Raw genomic sequence first — 20,989 nt, forward strand, 5'->3', positions numbered from 1 at the left:
ATGGTATCTGAAACCCCGAATCAGCCAGTTGTTTATGAGGCTCTTTTACCGGAGCGTCATCCTCAGCATGACCTGTTCATCTGCGACGTGGCAGATGCGGTACTTAAGGATGTGATGCCCCAAATGGAGCATCCGTTCTATTCCTTGTCCAAAAAACCTGAGACTTCCATTCGCCGCTATGAGCATAATGGGCAATGGCTGGAAATCACGCCAAGCGTGAAGGGTCTTGCTACAATCTACGACAAGGATATTTTGATCTACTGCATTTCACAGATCATGGCGAAGCTAAAAGCCGGGGAGAAGGTATCGCAACGGGTGCGGATCAGCAGCCGTGACTTACTTATCTTCACCAATCGCGGTACGGCAGGTAAAGACTATAAGGCCCTCATCGAAGCCCTCGACCGCCTTGAGGGAACCCGTATCCGCACCAACATTGTCACAGGCGACGAAGAACAGGTGGACGGTTTTGGCCTGATCGACGCTTCATCGATCCGCCGTAAACTCGGCCTCGACGGCCGCCTGTTGCATTGCGAAATCAAGCTGTCGGATTGGGTCTTTAACGCAATCAAGAGCAATGATGTTCTGACACTACACCGTGATTATTTCCGGCTACGCAAACCGTTGGAACGACGCGTTTATGAACTAGCCCGCAAGCATTGCGGTCAGCAAACAGCATGGAAAGTCTCTCTTGAGATTCTGTTGAAAAAATCAGGCTCTCAAAGCCCAGAAAAGCTATTCCGACAGATGATAAAAAATCTCGCAGCGAGCGATCATCTGCCAGATTACCGTGTCGAATTCGATCTCCAGAAAGACATGGTAACATTCATCAATCGCGGCACGATGAAAGCTGCCGAGCCCGCAGCAGAGGCTTGGATGGGCGCGCTCGATCCTGATATTTACGGGGATGCTCGGAACGTCGCACCAGGTTGGGATGTACACCATCTCGAAAGAGAGTGGCGTATGTGGCTGGGTGATAACGAGATCGCCCCGAAGAATCCCGAGCGGCATTTCATCAAGTTCTGCGAGACGTGGTTTGCTAAGCGTGGTCAACCCTGATTGTGCAAATATACAAGCATACTTCTACGTGAAATAGGGGTCAGCGCTCTCCAAAAGGATGGCGCCCGTGCTTACGCATCAGGTCATCAATGGCTTCCCCAATCAAACCCTGAATAGTTGTATCAGTATCAAGGGCGAGTTGATGTAGTCCCTTGCTAACCGCTGGGGAAAAATATCCCACCACAGCCCGCTTACCTTCTCTCGGATTGCGCGGGCGGGCTTTCTCTACCACTGCTTGTGCTTCCGGTTCCACAACCGATGGCGCGACCGTCTTTTTGAGACCAGCAAACCGACTCATGCTGTACGTCCTTAACTTAGAAATTTGCTAACGTGTTTTTGTATCATCTTGTTTGTGTGATGGCATGTTAACTTGATCACACACCCAATTCCACAACCGTGCCACATCAGCTGCAGCCTTGCTTTCCGGCTCCGCTTCCTGCGCAGTCTGACCGGAACCAACGCTATGATGAAAAATCGCACGCTCTGACAAGATAACAGGAGCAACAGGGATGCCGAACTGCGCCACGACCGCAGCCGCCTCTCTATAAACTTGAGGCGCACGAGGAGGCCCCGCAGTAAAAATCACAAAGGCAGGCTTGCCACTGGCTCGCACAAGTTCTGCCGTTGTTCTGACAGCATCCATATCGAAAGCGCGTGGTCTACATGGAATCAATAAGAAGTCAGCGACACGGCACGCCTCACGCGCCATAATATCGGCATGAGGCGGGGTATCTATTATTGATAGCTCTGCGCCTAGTTCAGAGGCTTGCTCCAGCTTTTTTGATAACAAGGCGTGGGCTGCACAATCCACCACATCCGGGTCGGCATCCCCTCGCCACGCTTTCCATGAACTTGCAGTCGCTTGAGGGTCTGTATCGAGGATAAGAGAAACGTATCCAGCGGCACTGGCACTGGTCGCCAGGTGCAGGGCAAGCGTCGTCTTCCCAGCCCCCCCCTTCTGACTAATGATCGCGATTGTTTTCATGCCATCATGTTTCCGTGTTAACATATTAACTCATTATCATGACATTTTGATAACTCAATATCTAACTCACAAAAAACGAATAATTTAATCGAACCGAACATTTCATATATCTCCAGCCGATGTGTTGGCACTCATTTCAATGTCATCGTGTTAACATGAGAGCATGAGAGCATCATATTTGCTCTATATACAATAGCCCAATAATATTCTGGCTGATCCGCAATAAGAGCTGTCAAGTCCCGGCCTTCATTGATCAGAGGGCAGGCGGCAGATGAGCGAGGATCTTGAGATACCGAGTCACGTGCCGCAGTTCGTCTAGCTGCTCGGTCAAAGTCAGTAACTCGCATTGTCCTGCCTGCCATAGACCGAGCAGATGCGCTGGCAGGGGTTTTTCAAAAAGCAGGGCACTGATGAGAAGATTGGTCTTGGTGGCCAGACGCACGCTTTAGCTGGACTTGTCTGTTGCCAGCCTGGCGGTCACGGCCTCACCGATCAGGTCCTCCAGCGCGTCCGGCTCCATATCTGCGAACCCACTCCGGGCTTCCGCCATCGTCCTGTCGAATACACGCCAGCGCACCGCCTCCTCGATGAAGCGCGACAGGTCGCCTTTCTTCATGCCATGCTGCGCTAGGAAACCACGTACGGCGATATCGGTTTCGCGGGAGACCGAAACCGTCCAGCGGACCATATCAGTCGACATGTCGGTGCTTATACGCTTGTTGTGATTTCCCTTTCGCAAAATGCATTACCCCCACATTTTCCGTGCGATATCCTGCTCCTCGGCGCCGACGGCATTGGCGTAGATGGCGGTGGTGGAGAGCTGGGCGTGGCCGAGCCATTTCTGTACCATGTTGAGGGGGATGCCGCTGGAGACGGCGGCGACGCCGAAGGCATGGCGCAGGCCCTTGGGGGACGCGGCCGGGCCGGCTAGGCCGGCGGCATCCATGACCGCGTGTACCGCCCGCCAGCCGGTCATGCGGGACCAGGGCCACAGCCGGGCGGCCGCTCCACGGCCCCGCCGGCGCTGGGCCTCGCTGATGCCATGCACCAGATCCAGGGCCTCGAGCAGGGAGGGGGGCACCGGCACGGCGCGATAGATCCCGTCCTGGCGCTTCTTGAGCGTGGCGAACACCAGCACGCCCCCGGCCAGGTCCACCCGGTCCGCCGTCAGGGCGAGGGCCTCGGACAGGCGGCAGCCCGACCAGGCCAGGGTCATGCACAGCGTGCGGGCCTCGCGCGGCGCCTGCTCGGCCGCGCGCAGGAACCGCGCCCGCTCGGCAACCGTGAGATATTTGCGGCTCCCGTCGCGGTCGAACAGCTGCATCCCACCGGGGGCGCCTGCCGGGGTCGCCCGCTGTCCCGGTTTTCGGGGGCCGCTCATCCGGCCACCCTGTCGCGATAGCCCCGCCGGCGCTTGGCGCGGAGCTGGCGGGCGAGGGCGTCGAACGCCTGCCCGGCATCATGATGCAGCTCGCAGACCTGCCGGCCGGCCGTCCCGATCCGCCCCCACTGCCGCACCAGGGCGGTGCCGCCGAACAGGTCGGGCTGCAGTGACAGATGGTAGAAGCGCCAGCAGTTGGCGGCCGGGTCCACGCGCACCAGCACCGCCGTTTCGGGGAACAGCGACAACTGGCGAGGCGGCCGAACAGGGGCCTTCGGGGCGCGTTTGGGCATATGATCCCGAAAAGTGTAACACATGTTCCCCGCCCAGGACAGGAAAACCGCCGCAAATGCGGGACCGGCCGGCCGGTTTCAGGCCCGGCCTGATACACTATTGCCCATAGCCCTTTGAAACACCGGAAAATCGCGCGTAATCATGGAAGACGGTCACCCGACAGACCGAGAAAAACTGACAAAGCTTGATCAACCTGACGCAGAGACGCAGCCTCCAGATGCCCGAAACCCTGACCGATCTTCTCCCGTGGCAGGGATATCGCCCAATCAACCATCACCTGCGACAGGCTGTGCAAGCCGTTCGTCGTGCTGGTACAACCGTAATCCGGAACAAAGGCCAGTTCTGCACGATGCTGGTCAACCTCAGCACGGTCATAGCTGGCGGGTCGGAAAAGGCGTCGGCCTGCACCCCAAGGACCGGACGCGGTTCACCATAATCACCATTAACGGCAATCGTCACCAGATCACCACGTTTCACGCCGTCCACCCATCCCGGAAATCGTCCTCCTCGAAAAGCGCGTCCAGTGCGCGCAAGACGAGAGCTTCATCACTCGCCGGGGCGCACGCCAGCACCGCTACTTCACGGGACTGCCGCCGCGCTTCTGCCTCGAAAGCACGCCGCTCCCGCCCCGCCACATAGCGCGTATGAAATCCCGCAGCACATCGGCAGCAGGCCGTTCATCCGCACTGGTTGCAGCCGTGAACGCTGCCTTCAGCGCCGGGTCAATCCGGAAGTTGAAAATCTCCACCTTCGGATGAGAGCTATTCCGGGGCATCATAGCCTCCTGATCTAAGGTCAGAGACTTATTATGCAATTGCATTCTGCTTCCCCCCAGATCGGGGATAGAACACTTCTCTGAAATCATCGCGTGTGTGACTGGGCCCTGAGTCTCAGGGCAGCATAAATGGGCATGTCTCCAAGTGCGCCGGCTACGACCATCGCAGCAAAACTCCCGGATAAAAGCGGCATTATCAACTCGGACGAACCTGTCATTTCCATAACCAGAATAATCCCGGTCAGCGGTGCACGAACGGATCCGGCGAACATGGAGGCCATGCCGACAATCACAAAAGGTGCGGTCGCCAGAGGTGTATCAGGACTTAATGCCTGTGCCACAACACTACTCCCCAGACCGGAAAGTGCCCCCAGGGCCAGCATGGGGGCAAACAGACCTCCAGGTGTTGCAGCGGCATAAGACAGGGCCCCAAAAATCAGCCGAAAAGCCAGTAGTGCCGGAATCTGATGTAATCCGATCTCGTTGTTTATGGCCGTCTGCGTGATCCACTTTCCCCCTCCAGCCAAGTGCGGTGCAAGACAAACCACCAAACCGGCCAAACCTCCCACCAGCACAGGCCTGACTGAGATGCTGACAGGCAGCCTCCCGGCCAGACGGAGCACTGCCATGGTCGTCCGGTTGTATCCGACAGCAACCAGGCCCGTCATGACCCCGGTCATGACGAAAAACAGCTGTTTGGCAAGCGATTCTGGAAGGATCAGAGGAGCGACACTAAAGACCGTCTGGCTACCCAGCATGCCCCGGCTGACCAGAATGGCCGAAATGGATGCCCCCAATGCGGCACAAACCATTCTGATTTCAAACCGGCCGACCAGTTCTTCCAAAACGAAAACAGCACCGGCTGCCGGCGCATTGAAAGCTGTCGCCAGCCCTGCTCCCGCGCCTGCAGCAAGGAGGGCAAGGCAGTCTGTCTTCTCCAGACAGAGCAGCCTGCCAAACGTATGAGCTGCAGTCGCTCCCATCTGCACACTGGGCCCTTCACGTCCCAGGGCAAGCCCACTTCCGATCGCCAGAAGGCCACCCAGGAATTTGACGGGCACCACCCGCCATGGCGCAGGCGGTGACGCACTCAACAAGACAGCTTCCACATGTGGGATGCCACTTCCTGCTGCAAGAGGGGCAAAATGACGAACGAGACCTGAAGCCAGCCATGCCGCTGCGCCAGATCCGATGATCAACAGCACGCCTTCGCAAGAAAAGCCATGCTGAAGCGACACTTCCATTCCCATATCTGTCCGGACGGCCTCCAGCCATTCCAGCAACAAGCGGAAGATACCACAGATCATACCGGCAGATGCCCCGATCACGACAGATGCCGCAGACAGGAACACCAGACTGCAGACATTTTCCGGTTTCCCTGATTGTGGAACCGGATTGGACAGAGGAAGCAACATGATTTCATATTTCTTTTCTTGTTGGTGAATCTGCCCAACAGAATGCTGATCAGCCGCTCGATCAGGAACCCAGTTCAGAATAAAATTATTTTTCCAATCTATCGTGAGATACCTGTCGCGCCATTTGCTCTGTTTTTTCCAGAAATCCCGTAGCCAGTGCCGAATAAAGCGGTCTGGGACAGACCATGCGGGATACACCGAACGACAGGAAGGCCGTGGCCAGCAGGGCCAGGGTCACCTGCTGATTGTCACATATTTCCATCACGATGATGGTTGCCGTCAGCGGTGACTGGGCAACGCCACAAAAATAGGCAGCCATACCCAGCAGTACAACGCCTCCAGGCGACGTATGAGGCAGAAACTGCTCGGCCCATCCTCCCATTCCTGCACCGATCGCAAGGGAAGGTGCAAACATGCCGCCAGGAATGCCAGAGCAGAAAGTAATCAGCATGGAGATATACTTCAGAAGAAAGAAAGACGCAGGATAATGCAGACTTCCATCCACTATCCCACGCGCCTGCAGATAGCCCGTACCATAAGTCGCACCATCTGATGCCAGTCCGATCAGAGCCAGTAACAGGCCGCATAGCGCCACAAATACAAGAGGGAATCGACTTGAAAACCGGCCAAGAAAAGCCGGTAGACCTTTTGAAAGGCGGATGACAAGACGGGCGAAAATCCCCCCCGCCAATCCACCACTTACACCACATACCAGAACGGCCAGCCATGCGCGTCCTACCGGAATAAAAACATTCGTCCGACCAAAATATGTATAGTTCCCCAACAGGGCAATTGCTGTAATCCCCGAAAAAATAATAACAGTCAGAGTACGCCCCGACGCCTTCTGTTCAAAGGAGTGCGCCAGTTCTTCAATCGCAAACACAACACCGGCAAGAGGCGTATTGAAAGCGGCAGCCATGCCGGCAGCCCCCCCTGCGAGGATCATACCATGCCTGGTGACATCATTATGCTGCCCCATGGCACGCGAAAATGCGTGCATGATGGAAGCGCCGATCTGGACACTCGGCCCTTCACGACCGATCGAGGCACCACAGATGAGACCCAAGCATGTCATCAGGATCTTGCCCAGCGCAATGCGCAAGGTCAGGATCCGGTCCACAAGCACGAAATTATGCATATGCAGGGTTGCGATTGTCTGGGGAATTCCTGATCCCTGAGCACCATTGAACAACAGGCGTGTCAGCCAGGAAATGGCAACAAGCCCGAGCGGGGCAATCACCAGCATGGACCATGGGTTTCTGGCGACAACATGATAACGCAGCTCGGCCGCCCAATCCCCGATATGGGCAAAGATTACGGAGATAATGCCAATCAGCACGGCCCCGGTACAATACATGATGGTTCGATGCCACTTCAGGGTCCTGACCCGCGCCAGACGCCGCATCCGACGGGCCCGCCTGGAACGGGTAGTAGCTATGGAAGCCTCATTATTGTCGTTCTGGGCTACGCCGGGAGAGAATAAAGGGGACATACTGACCATGGGAAATAATTTTCAGAATTACGAAAAGTTCAGAAAACAGACCAACCACAAATTTTGCCAGAATGCACGGAAGATCTGGACGTGGTCGATCAGGAAATGGACGGACCTGGACCGGCACAGCCTCTACCTAAAATGACAGTCAAAGAAACGTCTCTCCTGCATGATCTGTAAAGAGTCCGGCCTCGCGGACATAGGCTGCGAGGACATCGGTGGAGCGGTGGCGGGAGACGTCCTTGAGCCGGAAGAGACTGGCCCCGGCCCGCGCGCCTGAGGTGAGGAAGCCTGCGCGCAGGGAATGCCCCCCGAAGCGGGCCGGGTCGTAGCCTGCGGCCTGGGCAGCGCGCTGGACCACGCGGGCCACGGTGCGGTCGCTGATCGGGCCTGCGCTGGCCTGACCGCGCACCACGTCACGGAATACGGCTCCGTCCGTAATTCCGGCCGCCTCCAGCCAGGCCTCGAGCAGGGCGACGGGCCGGATGCGGCGTCCTTCGGGAATGGCGATGCACACGCCCCGCCCCTCGGGATCGGTCTTGGTTGCCCCGAAGCGCACGGTCATGCCCTCTGGGGTGCGGTCGAGCTGGTCGCAGCGCAGCCCGGCCAGTTCCGAGCGGCGGAAGGCCCCGGCCATGCCGAAGGCCAGCAGCGCCCGGTCACGGATGGCCTTCAGGTTTGTCGCCGGCAGGGCGGCCAGCATGGCCTGCAGCACCCGGTCATCGGCAGCCTGCTTGCGGCGCGGGGCGGTGCCGGCCTGACGACGGATGCCGGCGATCACTTCGGCCAGCACGCCCGCCTGTGGCTGGGCCTGGGGCGGCACGCAGCCGGCCTGACGATGGGCAAAGGCGATGGCCGCCAGCCGGCGGCCGATCGATGACGGGCGCAGGCCACGCGCGGCCTCATGGGCAAGGAACAGTGCCACCAGCCGGGGATCGGCGGGCAGCGCGCCCTGGTCCCGGGCGTGGCACCAGGCGGTGAAGGCGGCCCAGTCGCGCCGGTAGGCCAGGCGGGTGGCGGGCGCCCGGCTGGCGCGGGCATAGGCGCGGGCCTGGGCCAGCGGCGCGGCCAGGGAAGTGTCCCTGCCGGCCGGGCCAATCCCGTTAGGATCGATAATCACGATAGGGCGGTTTCCTGCGGCTTTCGGGCTCGCCAGAGCCTAGCGCAGACCTGTCCGGTAATCCATATTACCGGACAGGTTCGGGGCTGGAGGGATTTTGCATCCACGTCACCTGTAGCCACCCGCACAATCTGGCAGAACCTTACGCAAGGGCCTACTTCTGGAAAACATGATTAAGGTTTTAACATAAACCTTAATCATGTTAGGGAAATCCGGCGTCAGGAAAAGGTTGGGCAGGATGAAGCGTGAGGATCTGGCCGGCGGGATCCGGGAATGTCTGCAGCGGCTGCCCGCCCCCTATGCCCAGCATTACGGGGTCGTGCCCCCGCCACCGCCAGAAGCGGGCGTTATGCTGGGCGATGCCGCCGCCCGACATGGACAGGCCCTGTCCGCCCTGGGTGAAATCGCCGCCCTCGCCCGCACCCTGCCTGATCCGTACCTGATCAGCCGCGTCCTGAGCCGTCAGGAAGCCCTCAGCAGTTCCGCCCTGGAAGGCACCCACAGCACCCTCAATGAGCTTCTGGTGGTCGATGAGGACGACCAGGGCGCTTCCCATGCCACACGGCAGGTCCGCGACTATGCGCGAACCTTGGAGCAGTTCCTGCCACACGCCTGTAGCGAAGGCCCGGCCTTATTCCGTCTGCCCACCGTGCTGGCGCTCCATCAGGCGGTCATGCAGCACGACCCGGCCTATCGCGGGACACCGGGCACCCTGCGCCAGGACGTGGTCTGGATCGGCGGGACAGGGCATATCGCCTATTCGACCTATAACCCGCCCCCGCCTGACCAGGTGGCAGCCTGTCTGGAGGCCTCCCTGAACTACATGCAGGCCGACGGGATGCAGCAGATGACCCAGTCCCTCATCACCCGGCTGGCCATCGCCCATGCCCATTTCGAGGCCGTGCATCCGTTCAGCGACGGCAATGGCCGGGTTGGCCGCCTGCTGCTGCCGCTGATGATGGCCGCTGACGGTCAGGTCCCCCTGTATCTTTCTCCCTATATCGAGGCCCACAGACAGGACTATTACGCGGCGCTCAAACGGGCCCAGCAACGGCTCGACTGGCCGCCCCTGATCGGGTTCCTGTCAGACGCCATCATCCGGACCGTCACCGAAGTGCAGGTCACCCGGCAGGCAACCCAGGCCCTGAAGGCCACATGGCGGCAGCGCCGGGCTTTCCGTAAGGGCTCGGCCGCGCTGCGCGCGCTGGACCTGCTGACCGATTATCCCGTCCTGACGGCCAGCCGCCTTGGCCATCTGCTGGACATCACGCCCCCGGCCGCCCAGACGGCCCTTGCCCAGCTCTGCCAGGTCGGGATACTGACCGAACGCACCGGCCATGCCCGCAACCGGATCTATGCCGCCGAAGACGTGCTCACGATCCTCAATCGTCCCTTCGGGGAAGAACCGGCACTGCCAGACCCATCGTCATAAAAAAACCTCGCTTCACAATATCCGTTTTGACAACTTTAATAAAAATGGCAGGAAGTCTGTCCCATTCAGACTTCCTGACAAAAACCGACATATAGCCCTTATTCTCGCATAGCTTTGCTCTGTCCCAACCTGACTATAGACTATTTGGTTCAAGCTAATTTGAATGGAAGAAATGGGGGGGGAAAGCGGATTGTCGGCTTTCAGCCTAAAGATTAGCGAGGTTGCCGTTCCCGAACGCGACTATCCCAGAAAATGTCCCAACATTGGTGCCAAAGCCTTATAGCCCTTGAAAGCGCCAAAGATCGCGCTCCCTAAGCCACCGATAAAAATCACTGTCGTATATACCCAGTGCTTCTTAGAAAGATAAATAACAGTTTTCCATGACAGTCCATGAGCCGCTTTCCAAGAAGAATTAGTTTTCAGACTTTTATCAAAGGCACGTTGCGCAAAATTGCAGAAGACATCAACCTTGCGAAGAGTAGATCTATGAAGGTCAACATACTTTCCGTTCTCAAAGGCCTCAGCCTCCTGCTTGCCAGTCATAAAGTCTAAAGCTTCAATTTTATTTTTGTTGGCAAGATTCTCAATTCTCGGATGACCAATATAGCTCACTCCGTACAGATCGATCAGCAACCTTGATAGATCAATCTTACGATCATCCTGAATGATGTAAGGGTCGCCGCCAAGAACTCGATAGCGGTGCTCAATAGCGCGGAAGCCATAGTTTTGATCCCGCATGTTCCAGTGAATGAATTTACGCTCACTGTTTATTTTCAAAAAGGCAAAATACGCATCAAGCATCGCCTTCTCGTATTCGTTGTAATAGGGGCCAATTTCAGCCCCCGATAGCCCGGTGCCACGAATTTCTGCGATCTGATGGATCGAGAACGACTCTGTCTGGGCATTGTCAAGTTTGCGAATGGCAATTGACGTAATTCGCGGAGAGCGTCCATCCGGGAGGTTGTAAAAACTCTCGCACGAATAGTGGATCACACTGACCTTTTCAGGGTTGGCGAACAGTTCTTTTAGGACCTTCCGGCCCTTGCCATGACGTTCAAACTGGTTTGCTGCCATCGTAACTTCGCATCGACCTTTAATCGTAACAATCGGTATCAGGTTGCCGTGGGCTTGAAAAGGTTTTTGCTCAGATGTCAATGACACCTAGCGCGAGCATTGCCGGTCGGTATTGGAGTTTTTGGTTCGGCCGAGAGCAGCGGGAATGGCAGAGACGTCATTCCAAACTCCGTCTATTGACGTTAGCTTGGCAACGTTGGCTTTTGGAGAACTGTCACAACCGCTTGAATGTCTGAGAGCCCGATCCGAAAGTTTTTGAACAATACCAGCCTGTTGTGATTCATCCGTCTTTGCAGAGAGATGGAGTGAATGGTGACATGGACTGGTATTGCCCGGCGCGAGTATAGCCGGGAAAGATTGCGATATCCATCGGACATGACGGACGGGGAGTGGACTTTGATCATGCCATTTGTGCCCCCGGCGAAACGGGGCGGTCGTCCGCGCACGACGGATATGCGCGAGGTGGTCAATGCGATGCTCTACATAGCCTCGGCCGGGTGTGCGTGGCGTCTGCTGCCGAAATGCTTTCCGCCGGTCTCGACCATCAGGCGCTATTTTTACGCCTGGCGTGATGCCGGAGTGTTCGAGGTCATGAATACGGTGCTGGTCATGAGCCTGCGCGAGATCGAGGGACGTGACGCCTCTCCGAGCGCGGGCGTGATTGACAGCCAGTCGGTGAAAACCACGGAAAGCGGCGGGATTTCGGGCTATGACGCGGGGAAGAAGGTCAAGGGCCGCAAGCGCCATATCGTGACGGATACCTGCGGCTTCCTGATCTTTCTCCTCGTTCATGCCGCTGATATCCAGGACCGTGATGGGGCCGTTGATGTTCTGGCAGCGATACGCAGGCGCTTTCCCTGGCTGCGCCACATCTTCGCTGATGGCGGCTATGCTGGCGACAAATTGCGATCCGCGCTCGCCTCCATGGGAAAATGGACCCTCGAAATCATCAGGCGGTCCGATACGGTGAAGGGTTTTCAGATCCTGCCGCGTCGCTGGGTGGTGGAACGGACATTCGCATGGCTGGGACGATGCAGGCGGCTCGCCAAAGATTGGGAACAATCCATTGCTTCCTCAACCGCATGGACATTGATCGCCTCAATCCGAATGCTCACACGACGGACAGCAAGGCATTGTCAGGGTTGAAAAACTTTCGGATCGGGCTCTGACATGAGGACGAAAGCGGCCCGTCTTTTCCTGCCTTTTCCTGCCTTTTATACTGGTCAATCAATATCGAGGTCGATGATGCAGAGAGCCGTCGCATTCAGGGATATTAATGCGACGCTTTTTGTTGGAGACAAAGCATAATAGTAGGTGGCGCAGGCGATCTGCCGAATACTGATAATGTCCTTTATCATGAGTATAAAGGACATTAAGGTTTCTGGATGAAGCACATTTTTTCGTCTTGCTCATCAGGAAGTGTCGGCCAACTTCTAGCTGGCGGCTTTGTGCATATTGGAGCGTGGCAGGCTGGTCCGAGTGGATCGATAGCATTCCAGGGTATTAGTCCTGTTCCATGCAAGCCTGGGGTTTACGTGTATGCTATCGGAGATGAAGTTCTTTATGTTGGTTCGGCACAGCGGGGTTTGCACAGGCGACTTCGGCATTATGAAAACTCAAAAAACCTGCGAACAGCCAGTCGTATCCGAGAGGCGGTGCTGAAAGAACTTTCTCAGGGCACAAGCGTCGATATTTATGTGATTGTACTTGAAGAGCCCCTCACGCTGCATGGCGGATTACCCATTGATCCAGTCGCCGGAGTTGAAGAAGGTCTGATCCGGGACATCAAGCCGAAGTGGAACCGCCGCGGAAGCGGCGCGAGATGACTTTGCTAAACTGCTCCAAGAATAACGGAGAATATTTTCACACTCCACGAGGCACGTCTGCTTTTGAGAAACGACGATCGACGCGTTGACGTCCGAGAATTAGGTTTCGTGGACAAAGGGTATCCACTGGAGTGCTGACACGAGACTGACGAAGCCAAGATATGATTCCTTGGTTTTGTCATATCGGGTGGCAACGCGTCGCCAGTTCTTGAGTTTGTTGAACAGGCGCTCGACGAGATTGCGCCAGCGATATTTGGTTTTATCATGAGGTACAGGATTGCGACGGTTGCTTTTGCTCGGGATGACGGCTTCGATTTCGGCCTTGGCAAGTTCCTCGCGAATGAGGTCGGCATCGTAACCTTTGTCTGCCAGTAACGCCTCGATCTTGTCAGCGATCATGCGGAACAGCGGGCCGAAACCCTGAATATCGTGGGTCTGTCCCGGCGTCAGGACAAAACCGAGAGGGCGTCCCCTGGCGTCGCATCGGGCGTGCAGTTTGGTGGTGAAACCACCGCGCGATCGGCCAAGCGCCTCGGTTTCCTGTGTCCCTTTTTTATACCGATAGCACAATGATGTGCCCGGACCACCGTGCTGTCGATCATGTCGGCAGTGGTATCCCGCTCGACCATTTCAGCCAAGGTTTCGAGCATCGCATCGAACACGCCTGTCGTCACCCATCGTCGGTAGCGTCGGAACACGCTGTTCCACTTGCCATAATCATCAGGCAGGTGGCGCCACTGCGATCCGGTTCGGGCAATCCACATCATGCCTTCGAAATACAGACGATTGTCTTGCGCAGGACGGCAGCCACGACCCCTCTCAGGCGGAAGCAGCGCCCCGATGATGGCCCATTCCTCGTCCGAAAGCCCAATTCGCTCGCCCAACAACGCCTCCAAAAGGCAGCTTTGAATCAATCATGGACGTTACTGTCAACCTTTGTCCACGAAACCTAGGCGTAAGCCGACATCATATGCCATTATGCTTTTACCAAACCAGCCGTCTTTGGATCATAAATTAAACCGTCAATACTTTCATCTGATATTTTATCCACTATTTGAGACACGATATTTATCGGAACCAGAAACCATTCTTTCGGCTGCACTGGATGCCCGAACCGATCCTGAATCGTCAGATCAATCTGTGCTGGAGCCAGAACCCTATGAAAGATCTTCTCTAGCTTCGTGCGATTGATGTTGAAGAGCTTGTAGGTCGCCACGACTTCCACATCAGCCAGAAGATAGGTCGCATCGTGCTTTGCATTAGCAATCCGCTTTTTCACATCGCCCCCCGTCACCCCGATCTTGTGAATCAGGTTACGATGCTGCGCGATATACGGGTTATCTGACAGACTTCTCAGCACATAGATCGTGCCACTTTCCAGATCATCCGGCTCCACGGTTGTCCCGAACAAAGGCCCGACAGTCGGATCTGTAATCCGACGCCCCGCCTCATCCTTATAGAGCGCCCGCTGGAGCGATCTCAGCAGGACATCACTCTCGGTCCCGTTGTCGTAGATGACCCGCAGACGGCTGTCTCTGCGACCGTATTCTGTCTCGAACTCTTCCCCGACATGCGCGACATAAACCATCTGCCCTTTCAGGATAAAGAATTCTCCCTGCCGAATACCGGCTTCCTGCCCAAAGGGACGTGTTTCCCGCACGCCGGATTTCAGATCCTCCTTCACCTGCACGAACAACGGCCGAAAGGTTTCAAAATCCTTGCAAGGCTCCCGGCTAGCGATTTCTTCCGCTGCCCGCACTTCTGCGCGTGATTTCACATGTTTCAGGACAGTGATGGAGTCAGACTCTGGCTCGACCTCAATGCCCAGTTCAGCCAAAAGCGCATCATCGTCCAGCGTATCGGGATCAGGACTCTCAGCCTCCTTCCCGGAAACACTCAGAAGCCCATGCGGATCGCGCTGTGCCAGCAATGACCGGCATTTTTCCAAAGCCCGTATCCGATCCAGACGCACGGCATAAAGCCGCTCAAAGATATCCCTGTCTTCTCCATGCGCAGGCGCATGCCCGTATTCCTCATAGAAACGGCAGATATCCTCAAACCCGGCAATAATCCGCTCTTCCTCGGCTGTCAGCGCAGGCTTCTTTTTAGCCTCAAGCGAGACACCAAGTTCGGCCAGAAGCTCTTCATCGCTCAGATCAGCCATTCGCCCGTTCCTCTGCCGTCTTACGCGCCAGAACCGCCACCCCTTCTGCCATCTTACGTTCCCACGCATCGGGAGATGTCAGCTCAGGAAGGCGTCCACGTTCCTTTTTGAACAGAAGCGCACGCTTTGCCAGATCCCTGGCTTCCTCAATCGTCAGAGCAATATGACGACTGGCAATAACCTCCTGAACCTGTTTGAGGGTCTGTGCATTCATGCTCCTGGCCAGGATCTTGTAGGCTTCCTCAAACGGATTGATCGCATCAATCAGGTCGATATCCAGATCCCGGACATTCATGGCAATCTTCCGCATCCCCTCAATCAGGGCTGTATTGCCACCAATCTTCTCCTCTCCCCCGGCTGCCTGCGTGATCTCTTCCGCTGCTTTCTGCCCCTTCTGGGTCAGATTGAATGCCGCCACGGCATGCTGGCGCACAGCCTCCTGATCCTCATCAGAAAGCTCGGGATACCGATCCCGAATAATTTTCCCCAGCCTGACCTGTGTCAGTTCTTGGGGAGCTGTTTCCTCATCGAACAAACCATGCTCCAGGGAAGGCTTGTCCTGCACAAAGGACGCGACAACTTCGTTCAGATCTTCCCGACAGATCCGCTGCGCTTCCGGACTTCTGGGGGAAACCAGCCCCTTGATCTCCATATGGAACTGGCCGGTCTGCGCATTGAAGCCAACATTCGTACCGTTTGGCTTGTAGCCTTCTTCCCCATAATCATAGCCATCCAGAGGCGCACTTTCTGCGGTCTTCGGCGTAAACTCGAAACGTGGGGTCAGCACCTGTTCCATAAGCAGGCTGGCGGCAATGGCCTTGAGCATGTCATTGACCGCATCCGTCACTTTTTCCTGGGACGCATCCGGTTCGGCAATCAGGTTGATGAATTCGGCCCGTGTCTTTCCTGGTGCATCGCGGGTGGCGCGGCCAATGATCTGAATGATCTCCGTCAGGCTGGAACGGTATCCGACCGTCAGCGCCTGCTCACACCAGATCCAGTCAAACCCTTCCTTGGCCATTCCCAGCGCAATGATGATGTCCACATGATCGCGGTTGTTCTTCTGCGCCGGATCCTTCAGGGCAGACACAACCTTGTTGCGCCGCACAGGCTCATCTTCCACCAGATCGGCAATACGCAGCACCCGGCCATCGGCACGACGCACCAGATGAAAGCCTGTCTCTATATCCTCTCCTTCCCAGTCTCCCAGGACGGACAGGATATGCTCGACTTCCTTGTGCTTCTGAGTCGTGCTTTCGCGTGAATTGACATTGGGAATATGCACGATCGTTTTGCGCGTGCCATCCAGCACCCGGTCAATCGCATCCAGATAGGAGCCAGTATAGAAATAATATCCCAGATCCAGCTCTTTCAGATACTGATACCCGTTCAGCTGCTGATAGTAGGTGTAGGTGACTGTCTCGAATTTCCCTTCATCTTCAGGGGACAGCACAGCAACGGCATCCCCCCGGAAATAGGAGCCGGTCATGGCAATAATGTGGGTTTCCCCACGGGAAATCAGCTGGTTGAGATAATATCCCAGCCTGTTTTTCGGGTCCGCACTGACATGGTGGAATTCATCAACCGCCACCAGACACCCATCGAAGGCCGCGATACCCAGTTCTTCCGCCGCGAACCGGAACGTGGCGTGGGTGCAAACCAGAGTCTGATCTTCACTCTTCAGAAACTCGCCAACAGCTTTGACCTTGGAGCGCGCGACCTGTCCTTCATCAGACCCTGGTGCGTTACACAGATTCCATTTCGGCTGGACGATCCAGTCGGCCCAAAAGCCGAATTTGCTCAGCGGTTCGCTCATGAAGCTGCCCCCGATCGAGCGTTCCGGCACAACGATCAGGGCTTTTTTCACGCCCTGATGCGCCAGCTTGTCGAGAGCAACAAACATCAGGGCACGGGATTTACCAGAAGCGGGCGGTGACTTGATCAGAAGATACTGCTCGCCCCGTTTCTCATAGACTGCTTCCTGCATGGGCCGCATGCCCAGCTCATTGGTCCTGGCAGACTGACCTGTCTGGCCGGTACGCAGGGAAACAGCGGGAATAACCGGATTGATCGTCATGGATCAGGCAGCGTCCTTCTTCTTTTTCGTCTTGCCGCCCTTCTTGGCGATCATCTTGCTGTAGAGGTCGAACAGCTTTTCCAGACGCTCCGTATCATTGCGGAAGCGCCGACCGATATAGATCCGCTCCAGCACTTCGTCATTGCGGTCATGAGCCGCCCGTAGATTGTCTGGCATTTTGTCCGAATCATACAGATCGGCAATCGTGGCCGGGAAATGTGCCTCACGCGCCAGGAGAATATCTTCGGCACAGCGCGTCAGATCGGCACGGTTCTTTTCGGTCAAAGTCGGAACAGGAAAGGTGTTCCAACCCATCGTGTTGGAATAGCGATATCGCGTTTCCAGCTTCCCACAGACTGTTCCGATCCAGACAAGATGCAGGCGAGAGGCAATCATACCAAGGGCTATTGTCTCTGACTCATCTGTGAAGTGACGCGAAGGGCCTGTTCTGATTCTGTTGTGAGAGGGAGGATCGGGAATGGCTGGTGCGATTGCTTTACGGACGGATTATACGGCTTCTGCGTTACGACGTCTGGCTTCTCGTACGCGGGATGCGAATGTTGCACGGCGCCTTTTGTCTCTGGCTGCGGTGCGCGATGGTGCCAGCCGTGGCGAAGCGGCGCGGATCGGCGGCATGGACCGGCAAACCCTGCGGGACTGGGTGCACCGGTTCAATGCTACGGGGCCGGATGGTTTGCGGGACCAATGGCGCAACGGGTCGGTCTGCCGCCTGACAGCGGACCAACTGGCAGAATTATCGGCGCTGGTCACGACAGGGCCTGACCGTGCCCGGGACGGTGTGGTGCGCTGGCGTCGGGTCGATCTTCAGCGGGTCATCGAAGAGCGTTTTGGCGTCTCCTATCACGAACGCCATGTCTCCACCCTGCTGAAGCGGCTTGGGTTCAGCCACGTCAGCGCGCGTCCGCGTCACCCCGGACAGGATCCATCCGTCATGGACGCGTTTAAAAAAACTTCCCCACGATCCTGAGCGCCCACACCGGACATCTGCCCAAGGGCAGGCGGATTGAACTCTGGTTTCAGGACGAGGCCCGCATCGGGCAGAAGAACGGCCTTGTCCGACAATGGGCGCGGCGTGGCACCCGACCACGCCAGCCGGCCGACCAGCGCTACGAGAATGCCTGGCTGTTCGGGGCGATCTGCCCGGCACTTGGCAAGGCGGCAGGCCTGGTGCTGCCGTTTACCGGCACGGCCAGCATGCAACTGCATATCGAGGAAATCTCACGCTGCGTCGCACGCGGCGCCCATGCCGTCGTCCTGCTCGATCGTGCCGGCTGGCATACGACACCCAAACTCAGACTGCCGCGCAACGTCAGCCTGGTCTTCCTGCCGTCCCGCGCGCCCGAACTGAACCCGGTCGAGAATATCTGGCAGTTCCTCCGCGCCAACTGGCTGTCCAACACCGTGTTCAGTGGCATCGAACACATCATCGAAGCCGCATGCACCGCATGGAACAACCTCACCGCCCTGCCACAGACCATCCGATCCATCGGTCTCAGAAACTGGGCTCATATAGGTCAAAGGTGATAGCCCTTGGTATCAGTGCCATGTTCCAAAGGGGAGCGTCAAACAGAGCGAATGCTAGGTTTGTAACGGTGTAATTGTTTCCAAGAACACCTACCGGAAGATAGGGACGAGCTTCAGAAGACACACCGGGAACAACAATGGTCTGAAATTTAGAAATGTTGTTTTCGCGAAATTGGTAAGGTTTCTCTGCCATCCCGCGTGCACCAGAATCCCGGCTGGCTAAACGCATTTTTTTAACAGCCTCTACACGTTTTGCTATTGTTGGGATGGCTAATGCTTCATGCGCGTCCTCATCGTCGATCCAGAGGCAATATCTCTGAATACCTCTGATAAATTCAGCGGATCCAACGATACGCCGAATGAATTTGGCTTTTTGACGAGTGTCCAATTGCAAGCCCGCCAGTTCACCTTCATCTAAAAGAAGGTTTCCACCATCTACGGGTTTATTTCCAAAATTCATTTCCCCCAATTCATTACTGAGAGGTTTTCCCTGTTTCTCAACGACAACATTTTTCCCTGGTACCAAATAGGCATTAATATGCCCAGATTCCTGCCTGATTGTTTTCCCATCCGCACCATTAGAAAAGAGAATTTTGGGACGCTCTGAAACAGGGGCAATCCCAATGATAGCGACCGTCACACCCGCATTATGCGCTGCCAGATTGGCCCACTTGAACGACGTATGAGCAAAACTGATCTCATAGTTCAGTCCAAAAATCAGAGGCCAGAGAATGGGAACCTGCTGCCCCTGACAGATGGAATTCGTGCTCACAAATGCGCTGGAAGAGCCTGTTTTCTGGCCATAATCCGCAGCCTTCATGAACCAGCCTGCCACGTAATCCAGAGACTTCCAGGATTTCGCACGCTGCCCGAAAATCTGCTCCAGATCCGCCTTCTGCTCAGCTGACTGCCAGGTGCTGCCCTTATACGGGGGATTGCCGCAGATATAGGTTTCCGACCCTTTCTGAGGCGGGCAAACGTCAAACCAGTCCTTCTCCAAGGCATTCCCGCAGATGATATGCCCTGTATCCTTCAGGGGCAGCACATTCAGGCGGGCCTGTTTCTGGTCGATATGGATTTCGTCACTCTGGAACTCAGCGATCAGAAGAGACAAACGCGCAATTTCCACCGCAAAATCACGGATCTCAATCCCATAGAAATTGGCCAGAGGGATGACTGATTTCCGTTCCGCCCGCTCTATCTTCAGCCGGTCATCAATCTCGCTCTGAATGTCCCGCAAGTCCTTATAGGCAATCACGAGAAAATTGCCCGATCCACAGGCCGGATCAAACACCCGAATGCCGGACAGACGCTCCTTCAGGGCATACAGCTTCTGGGTGTTGTGACCTGCCTTTTCCAGTTCCTCTCGCAGACCATCCAGAAACAGAGGATTCAGCACTTTGCGGATGTTAGGCACGCTGGTGTAGTGCATCCCCAGAGCACCGCGCTCTCCTTCATCGGCCACGGCCTGAATCATGGATCCAAAGATATCAGGGTTAATCTGCGCCCAGTTCAGCTCCCCGGCACGTAGAAGATAGGTGCGGGCCAGTTTATTGAATTTCGGGCAGTCCGTTGTCCCGGAAAACAGGTTTCCGTTTACATACGGGAAATCCCTGGCCCAGGATTTGACCCCGCCCTTTTCGCGATCGTCATTGCGCGTATCCAGATCCATCGTCCGGAACAGCTCGGCCATGACCTCATGCGTTTGATCCGTGGCCCCTTCCGTCATGGTCTGGATGGTTCTGGTGAACAGATTGTTCAGGAAGATCCCAGTATCCTCGGCAAAAAAGCAGAAGATAAGGCGCGCCATGAAATGGTTCATGTCGTGGCGGCGTTCTTCCGTTGCCCAGTCGGGGTTTTCCTTCAGAAGTTCGACATAAAGACGGTTTAGGCGAGACGTGGCCTTAACGTCGATCGGATTGTTCTTGATCTTCTGGACGGTCGTAATGCCCGCCAGGGGCAGGAAAAACCCGAACCGATCAGCCAGATGCGTGAACACATCTGTAATATGCTCATCTTCCGTGCGGTCTTCCGCCTCAAACGTCACCCCATCCGTGGCCAGCAGAAACCGCGCCTTGGCTGACTGGGTCTTGGGGCTTTCCCTGAGCAGGTTCAGGGTCTGGGCAACATGCCCCTCAGGACAAACGGCCAGATGGATGTTGTTGCGCTGAAGCACCGCCCCAGAAACGTCCGAGCGGTTATCCTTGCGAAGCCGCTTGATCGTAACATCGCGGTTTCCGAATGCTTGCAGGAACTCGAAAGGAAATTCCCCGGGATTAAAAGGTGCCTCGGCAATCCGGGAGACAGCTTCTTCAATCTCAACGGGATTCATGCGTAAAATTCCATATTTTCG

Annotated in this window: 18 protein-coding genes and 2 pseudogenes; 5 read left to right on the forward strand and 15 right to left on the reverse strand. The window is 56.2% G+C overall.

What is annotated here, in order from left to right:
* Window positions 1–1,056, forward strand: a 1,056-nt coding sequence (locus tag LDL32_RS17445) for a replication initiator protein A (protein WP_019092487.1), incomplete at its 5' end; no start/stop codon positions are given.
* Window positions 1,057–1,096: 40 nt separating this feature from the next.
* Here LDL32_RS17445 and LDL32_RS17450 read toward each other — a convergent pair.
* From LDL32_RS17450 to LDL32_RS17490, 9 genes are all read right to left on the reverse strand, one after another.
* Window positions 1,097–1,354, reverse strand: coding sequence for a ribbon-helix-helix domain-containing protein (locus LDL32_RS17450; RefSeq protein ID WP_081500038.1), 258 nt, complete (start codon window positions 1,352–1,354; stop codon window positions 1,097–1,099).
* A gap of 27 nt (window positions 1,355–1,381) precedes the next feature.
* Window positions 1,382–2,041, reverse strand: a complete 660-nt coding sequence (gene parA, locus LDL32_RS17455) for a ParA family partition ATPase (protein WP_233069221.1) — start codon at window positions 2,039–2,041, stop codon at window positions 1,382–1,384.
* A gap of 253 nt (window positions 2,042–2,294) precedes the next feature.
* Entirely contained in the window at window positions 2,295–2,483 is a 189-nt protein-coding gene (locus tag LDL32_RS17460) for a hypothetical protein (protein ID WP_233069223.1), read from the reverse strand.
* 3 nt (window positions 2,484–2,486) lie between these two features.
* A complete protein-coding gene (locus LDL32_RS17465; RefSeq protein WP_233069225.1) occupies window positions 2,487–2,741 on the reverse strand; it encodes a ribbon-helix-helix domain-containing protein in 255 nt (84 codons plus the stop codon).
* Window positions 2,742–2,786: 45 nt separating this feature from the next.
* Complete coding sequence (locus tag LDL32_RS17470) at window positions 2,787–3,365, reverse strand: site-specific integrase (RefSeq protein WP_233069227.1); 579 nt, start codon at window positions 3,363–3,365, stop codon at window positions 2,787–2,789.
* A gap of 53 nt (window positions 3,366–3,418) precedes the next feature.
* Window positions 3,419–3,739, reverse strand: a complete 321-nt coding sequence (locus tag LDL32_RS17475; RefSeq protein ID WP_233069229.1) for a WGR domain-containing protein — start codon at window positions 3,737–3,739, stop codon at window positions 3,419–3,421.
* Between the two features lie 838 nt (window positions 3,740–4,577).
* Window positions 4,578–6,104: a ClC family H(+)/Cl(-) exchange transporter gene (locus LDL32_RS17480; protein ID WP_227002474.1), complete on the reverse strand. Its 1,527-nt coding sequence runs from the start codon at window positions 6,102–6,104 to the stop codon at window positions 4,578–4,580.
* Window positions 5,992–7,263, reverse strand: a complete 1,272-nt coding sequence (locus tag LDL32_RS17485) for a chloride channel protein (protein WP_087609087.1) — start codon at window positions 7,261–7,263, stop codon at window positions 5,992–5,994. Before LDL32_RS17485 ends, LDL32_RS17480 begins: the two co-directional genes overlap by 113 nt.
* A gap of 283 nt (window positions 7,264–7,546) precedes the next feature.
* Window positions 7,547–8,518, reverse strand: a complete 972-nt coding sequence (locus tag LDL32_RS17490; RefSeq protein ID WP_110570144.1) for a site-specific integrase — start codon at window positions 8,516–8,518, stop codon at window positions 7,547–7,549.
* A gap of 238 nt (window positions 8,519–8,756) precedes the next feature.
* Between LDL32_RS17490 and LDL32_RS17495 the strand changes: the two genes are divergently transcribed.
* Entirely contained in the window at window positions 8,757–9,950 is a 1,194-nt protein-coding gene (locus tag LDL32_RS17495) for a Fic family protein (protein ID WP_141261595.1), read from the forward strand.
* A 240-nt stretch (window positions 9,951–10,190) separates the two neighbouring features.
* On the opposite strand, the gene LDL32_RS17500 is transcribed toward LDL32_RS17495, so the two are convergent.
* Entirely contained in the window at window positions 10,191–11,111 is a 921-nt protein-coding gene (locus tag LDL32_RS17500) for a hypothetical protein (protein ID WP_233069231.1), read from the reverse strand.
* A gap of 222 nt (window positions 11,112–11,333) precedes the next feature.
* On the opposite strand from LDL32_RS17500, the gene LDL32_RS17505 reads away from it, so the two are divergent.
* Both LDL32_RS17505 and LDL32_RS17510 read left to right on the forward strand, forming a co-directional pair.
* The gene (locus LDL32_RS17505) at window positions 11,334–12,170 is read left to right on the forward strand and encodes an IS5 family transposase (RefSeq protein ID WP_048856220.1); all 837 of its coding nucleotides are present in this window, start codon (window positions 11,334–11,336) and stop codon (window positions 12,168–12,170) included.
* 239 nt (window positions 12,171–12,409) lie between these two features.
* Entirely contained in the window at window positions 12,410–12,850 is a 441-nt protein-coding gene (locus LDL32_RS17510; protein ID WP_233069233.1) for a GIY-YIG nuclease family protein, read from the forward strand.
* 99 nt (window positions 12,851–12,949) lie between these two features.
* Here the strand turns inward: LDL32_RS17510 and LDL32_RS18105 are convergent.
* The 4 genes and pseudogenes from LDL32_RS18105 to LDL32_RS17535 all read right to left on the reverse strand — a co-directional run.
* Window positions 12,950–13,704, reverse strand: a pseudogene (locus tag LDL32_RS18105) (IS5 family transposase); the annotation flags it as partial.
* Window positions 13,705–13,826: 122 nt separating this feature from the next.
* Entirely contained in the window at window positions 13,827–15,014 is a 1,188-nt protein-coding gene (locus tag LDL32_RS17525) for a GIY-YIG nuclease family protein (RefSeq protein WP_233069235.1), read from the reverse strand.
* Window positions 15,007–17,091 carry a DEAD/DEAH box helicase gene (locus tag LDL32_RS17530; protein ID WP_233069237.1) on the reverse strand — a complete coding sequence of 695 codons (2,085 nt, stop codon included), beginning with the start codon at window positions 17,089–17,091 and terminating at the stop codon, window positions 15,007–15,009. Before LDL32_RS17530 ends, LDL32_RS17525 begins: the two co-directional genes overlap by 8 nt.
* Window positions 17,092–17,094: 3 nt before the next feature.
* Window positions 17,095–17,583: a type IIL restriction-modification enzyme MmeI gene (locus tag LDL32_RS17535; RefSeq protein ID WP_370636799.1), complete on the reverse strand. Its 489-nt coding sequence runs from the start codon at window positions 17,581–17,583 to the stop codon at window positions 17,095–17,097.
* Here LDL32_RS17535 and LDL32_RS17540 point away from each other — a divergent pair.
* A protein-coding gene (locus LDL32_RS17540) for an IS630 family transposase (protein WP_233064331.1) occupies window positions 17,570–18,636 on the forward strand; the annotation gives its coding sequence in 2 pieces (ribosomal slippage) (window positions 17,570–18,056 and window positions 18,056–18,636; 1,068 coding nt in all). The genes LDL32_RS17535 and LDL32_RS17540 overlap by 14 nt on opposite strands.
* Window positions 18,637–18,646: 10 nt before the next feature.
* On the opposite strand, the pseudogene LDL32_RS17545 reads toward LDL32_RS17540, so the two are convergent.
* A pseudogene (locus LDL32_RS17545) lies at window positions 18,647–20,968 on the reverse strand (class I SAM-dependent DNA methyltransferase); the annotation flags it as partial.
* Window positions 20,969–20,989 lie beyond the last annotated feature (21 nt).

The organism is Komagataeibacter sp. FNDCF1, from assembly GCF_021295335.1.
Lineage (GTDB): Bacteria > Pseudomonadota > Alphaproteobacteria > Acetobacterales > Acetobacteraceae > Komagataeibacter.

Excerpts from the sequence above, each read along its gene's own strand:
- LDL32_RS17450 (WP_081500038.1), bottom strand. The coding sequence starts at position 1,354 with ATGAGTCGGTTTGCTGGTCTCAAAAAGACGGTCGCGCCATCGGTTGTG.
- parA (WP_233069221.1), bottom strand. The coding sequence starts at position 2,041 with ATGAAAACAATCGCGATCATTAGTCAGAAGGGGGGGGCTGGGAAGACG.
- LDL32_RS17465 (WP_233069225.1), bottom strand. The coding sequence starts at position 2,741 with ATGTCGACTGATATGGTCCGCTGGACGGTTTCGGTCTCCCGCGAAACC.
- LDL32_RS17470 (WP_233069227.1), bottom strand. The coding sequence starts at position 3,365 with ATGCAGCTGTTCGACCGCGACGGGAGCCGCAAATATCTCACGGTTGCC.
- LDL32_RS17475 (WP_233069229.1), bottom strand. The coding sequence starts at position 3,739 with ATGTGTTACACTTTTCGGGATCATATGCCCAAACGCGCCCCGAAGGCC.
- LDL32_RS17485 (WP_087609087.1), bottom strand. The coding sequence starts at position 7,263 with ATGTATTGTACCGGGGCCGTGCTGATTGGCATTATCTCCGTAATCTTT.
- LDL32_RS17495 (WP_141261595.1), top strand. The coding sequence starts at position 8,757 with ATGAAGCGTGAGGATCTGGCCGGCGGGATCCGGGAATGTCTGCAGCGG.
- LDL32_RS17505 (WP_048856220.1), top strand. The coding sequence starts at position 11,334 with ATGGTGACATGGACTGGTATTGCCCGGCGCGAGTATAGCCGGGAAAGA.
- LDL32_RS17510 (WP_233069233.1), top strand. The coding sequence starts at position 12,410 with ATGAAGCACATTTTTTCGTCTTGCTCATCAGGAAGTGTCGGCCAACTT.
- LDL32_RS17525 (WP_233069235.1), bottom strand. The coding sequence starts at position 15,014 with ATGGCTGATCTGAGCGATGAAGAGCTTCTGGCCGAACTTGGTGTCTCG.
- LDL32_RS17530 (WP_233069237.1), bottom strand. The coding sequence starts at position 17,091 with ATGACGATCAATCCGGTTATTCCCGCTGTTTCCCTGCGTACCGGCCAG.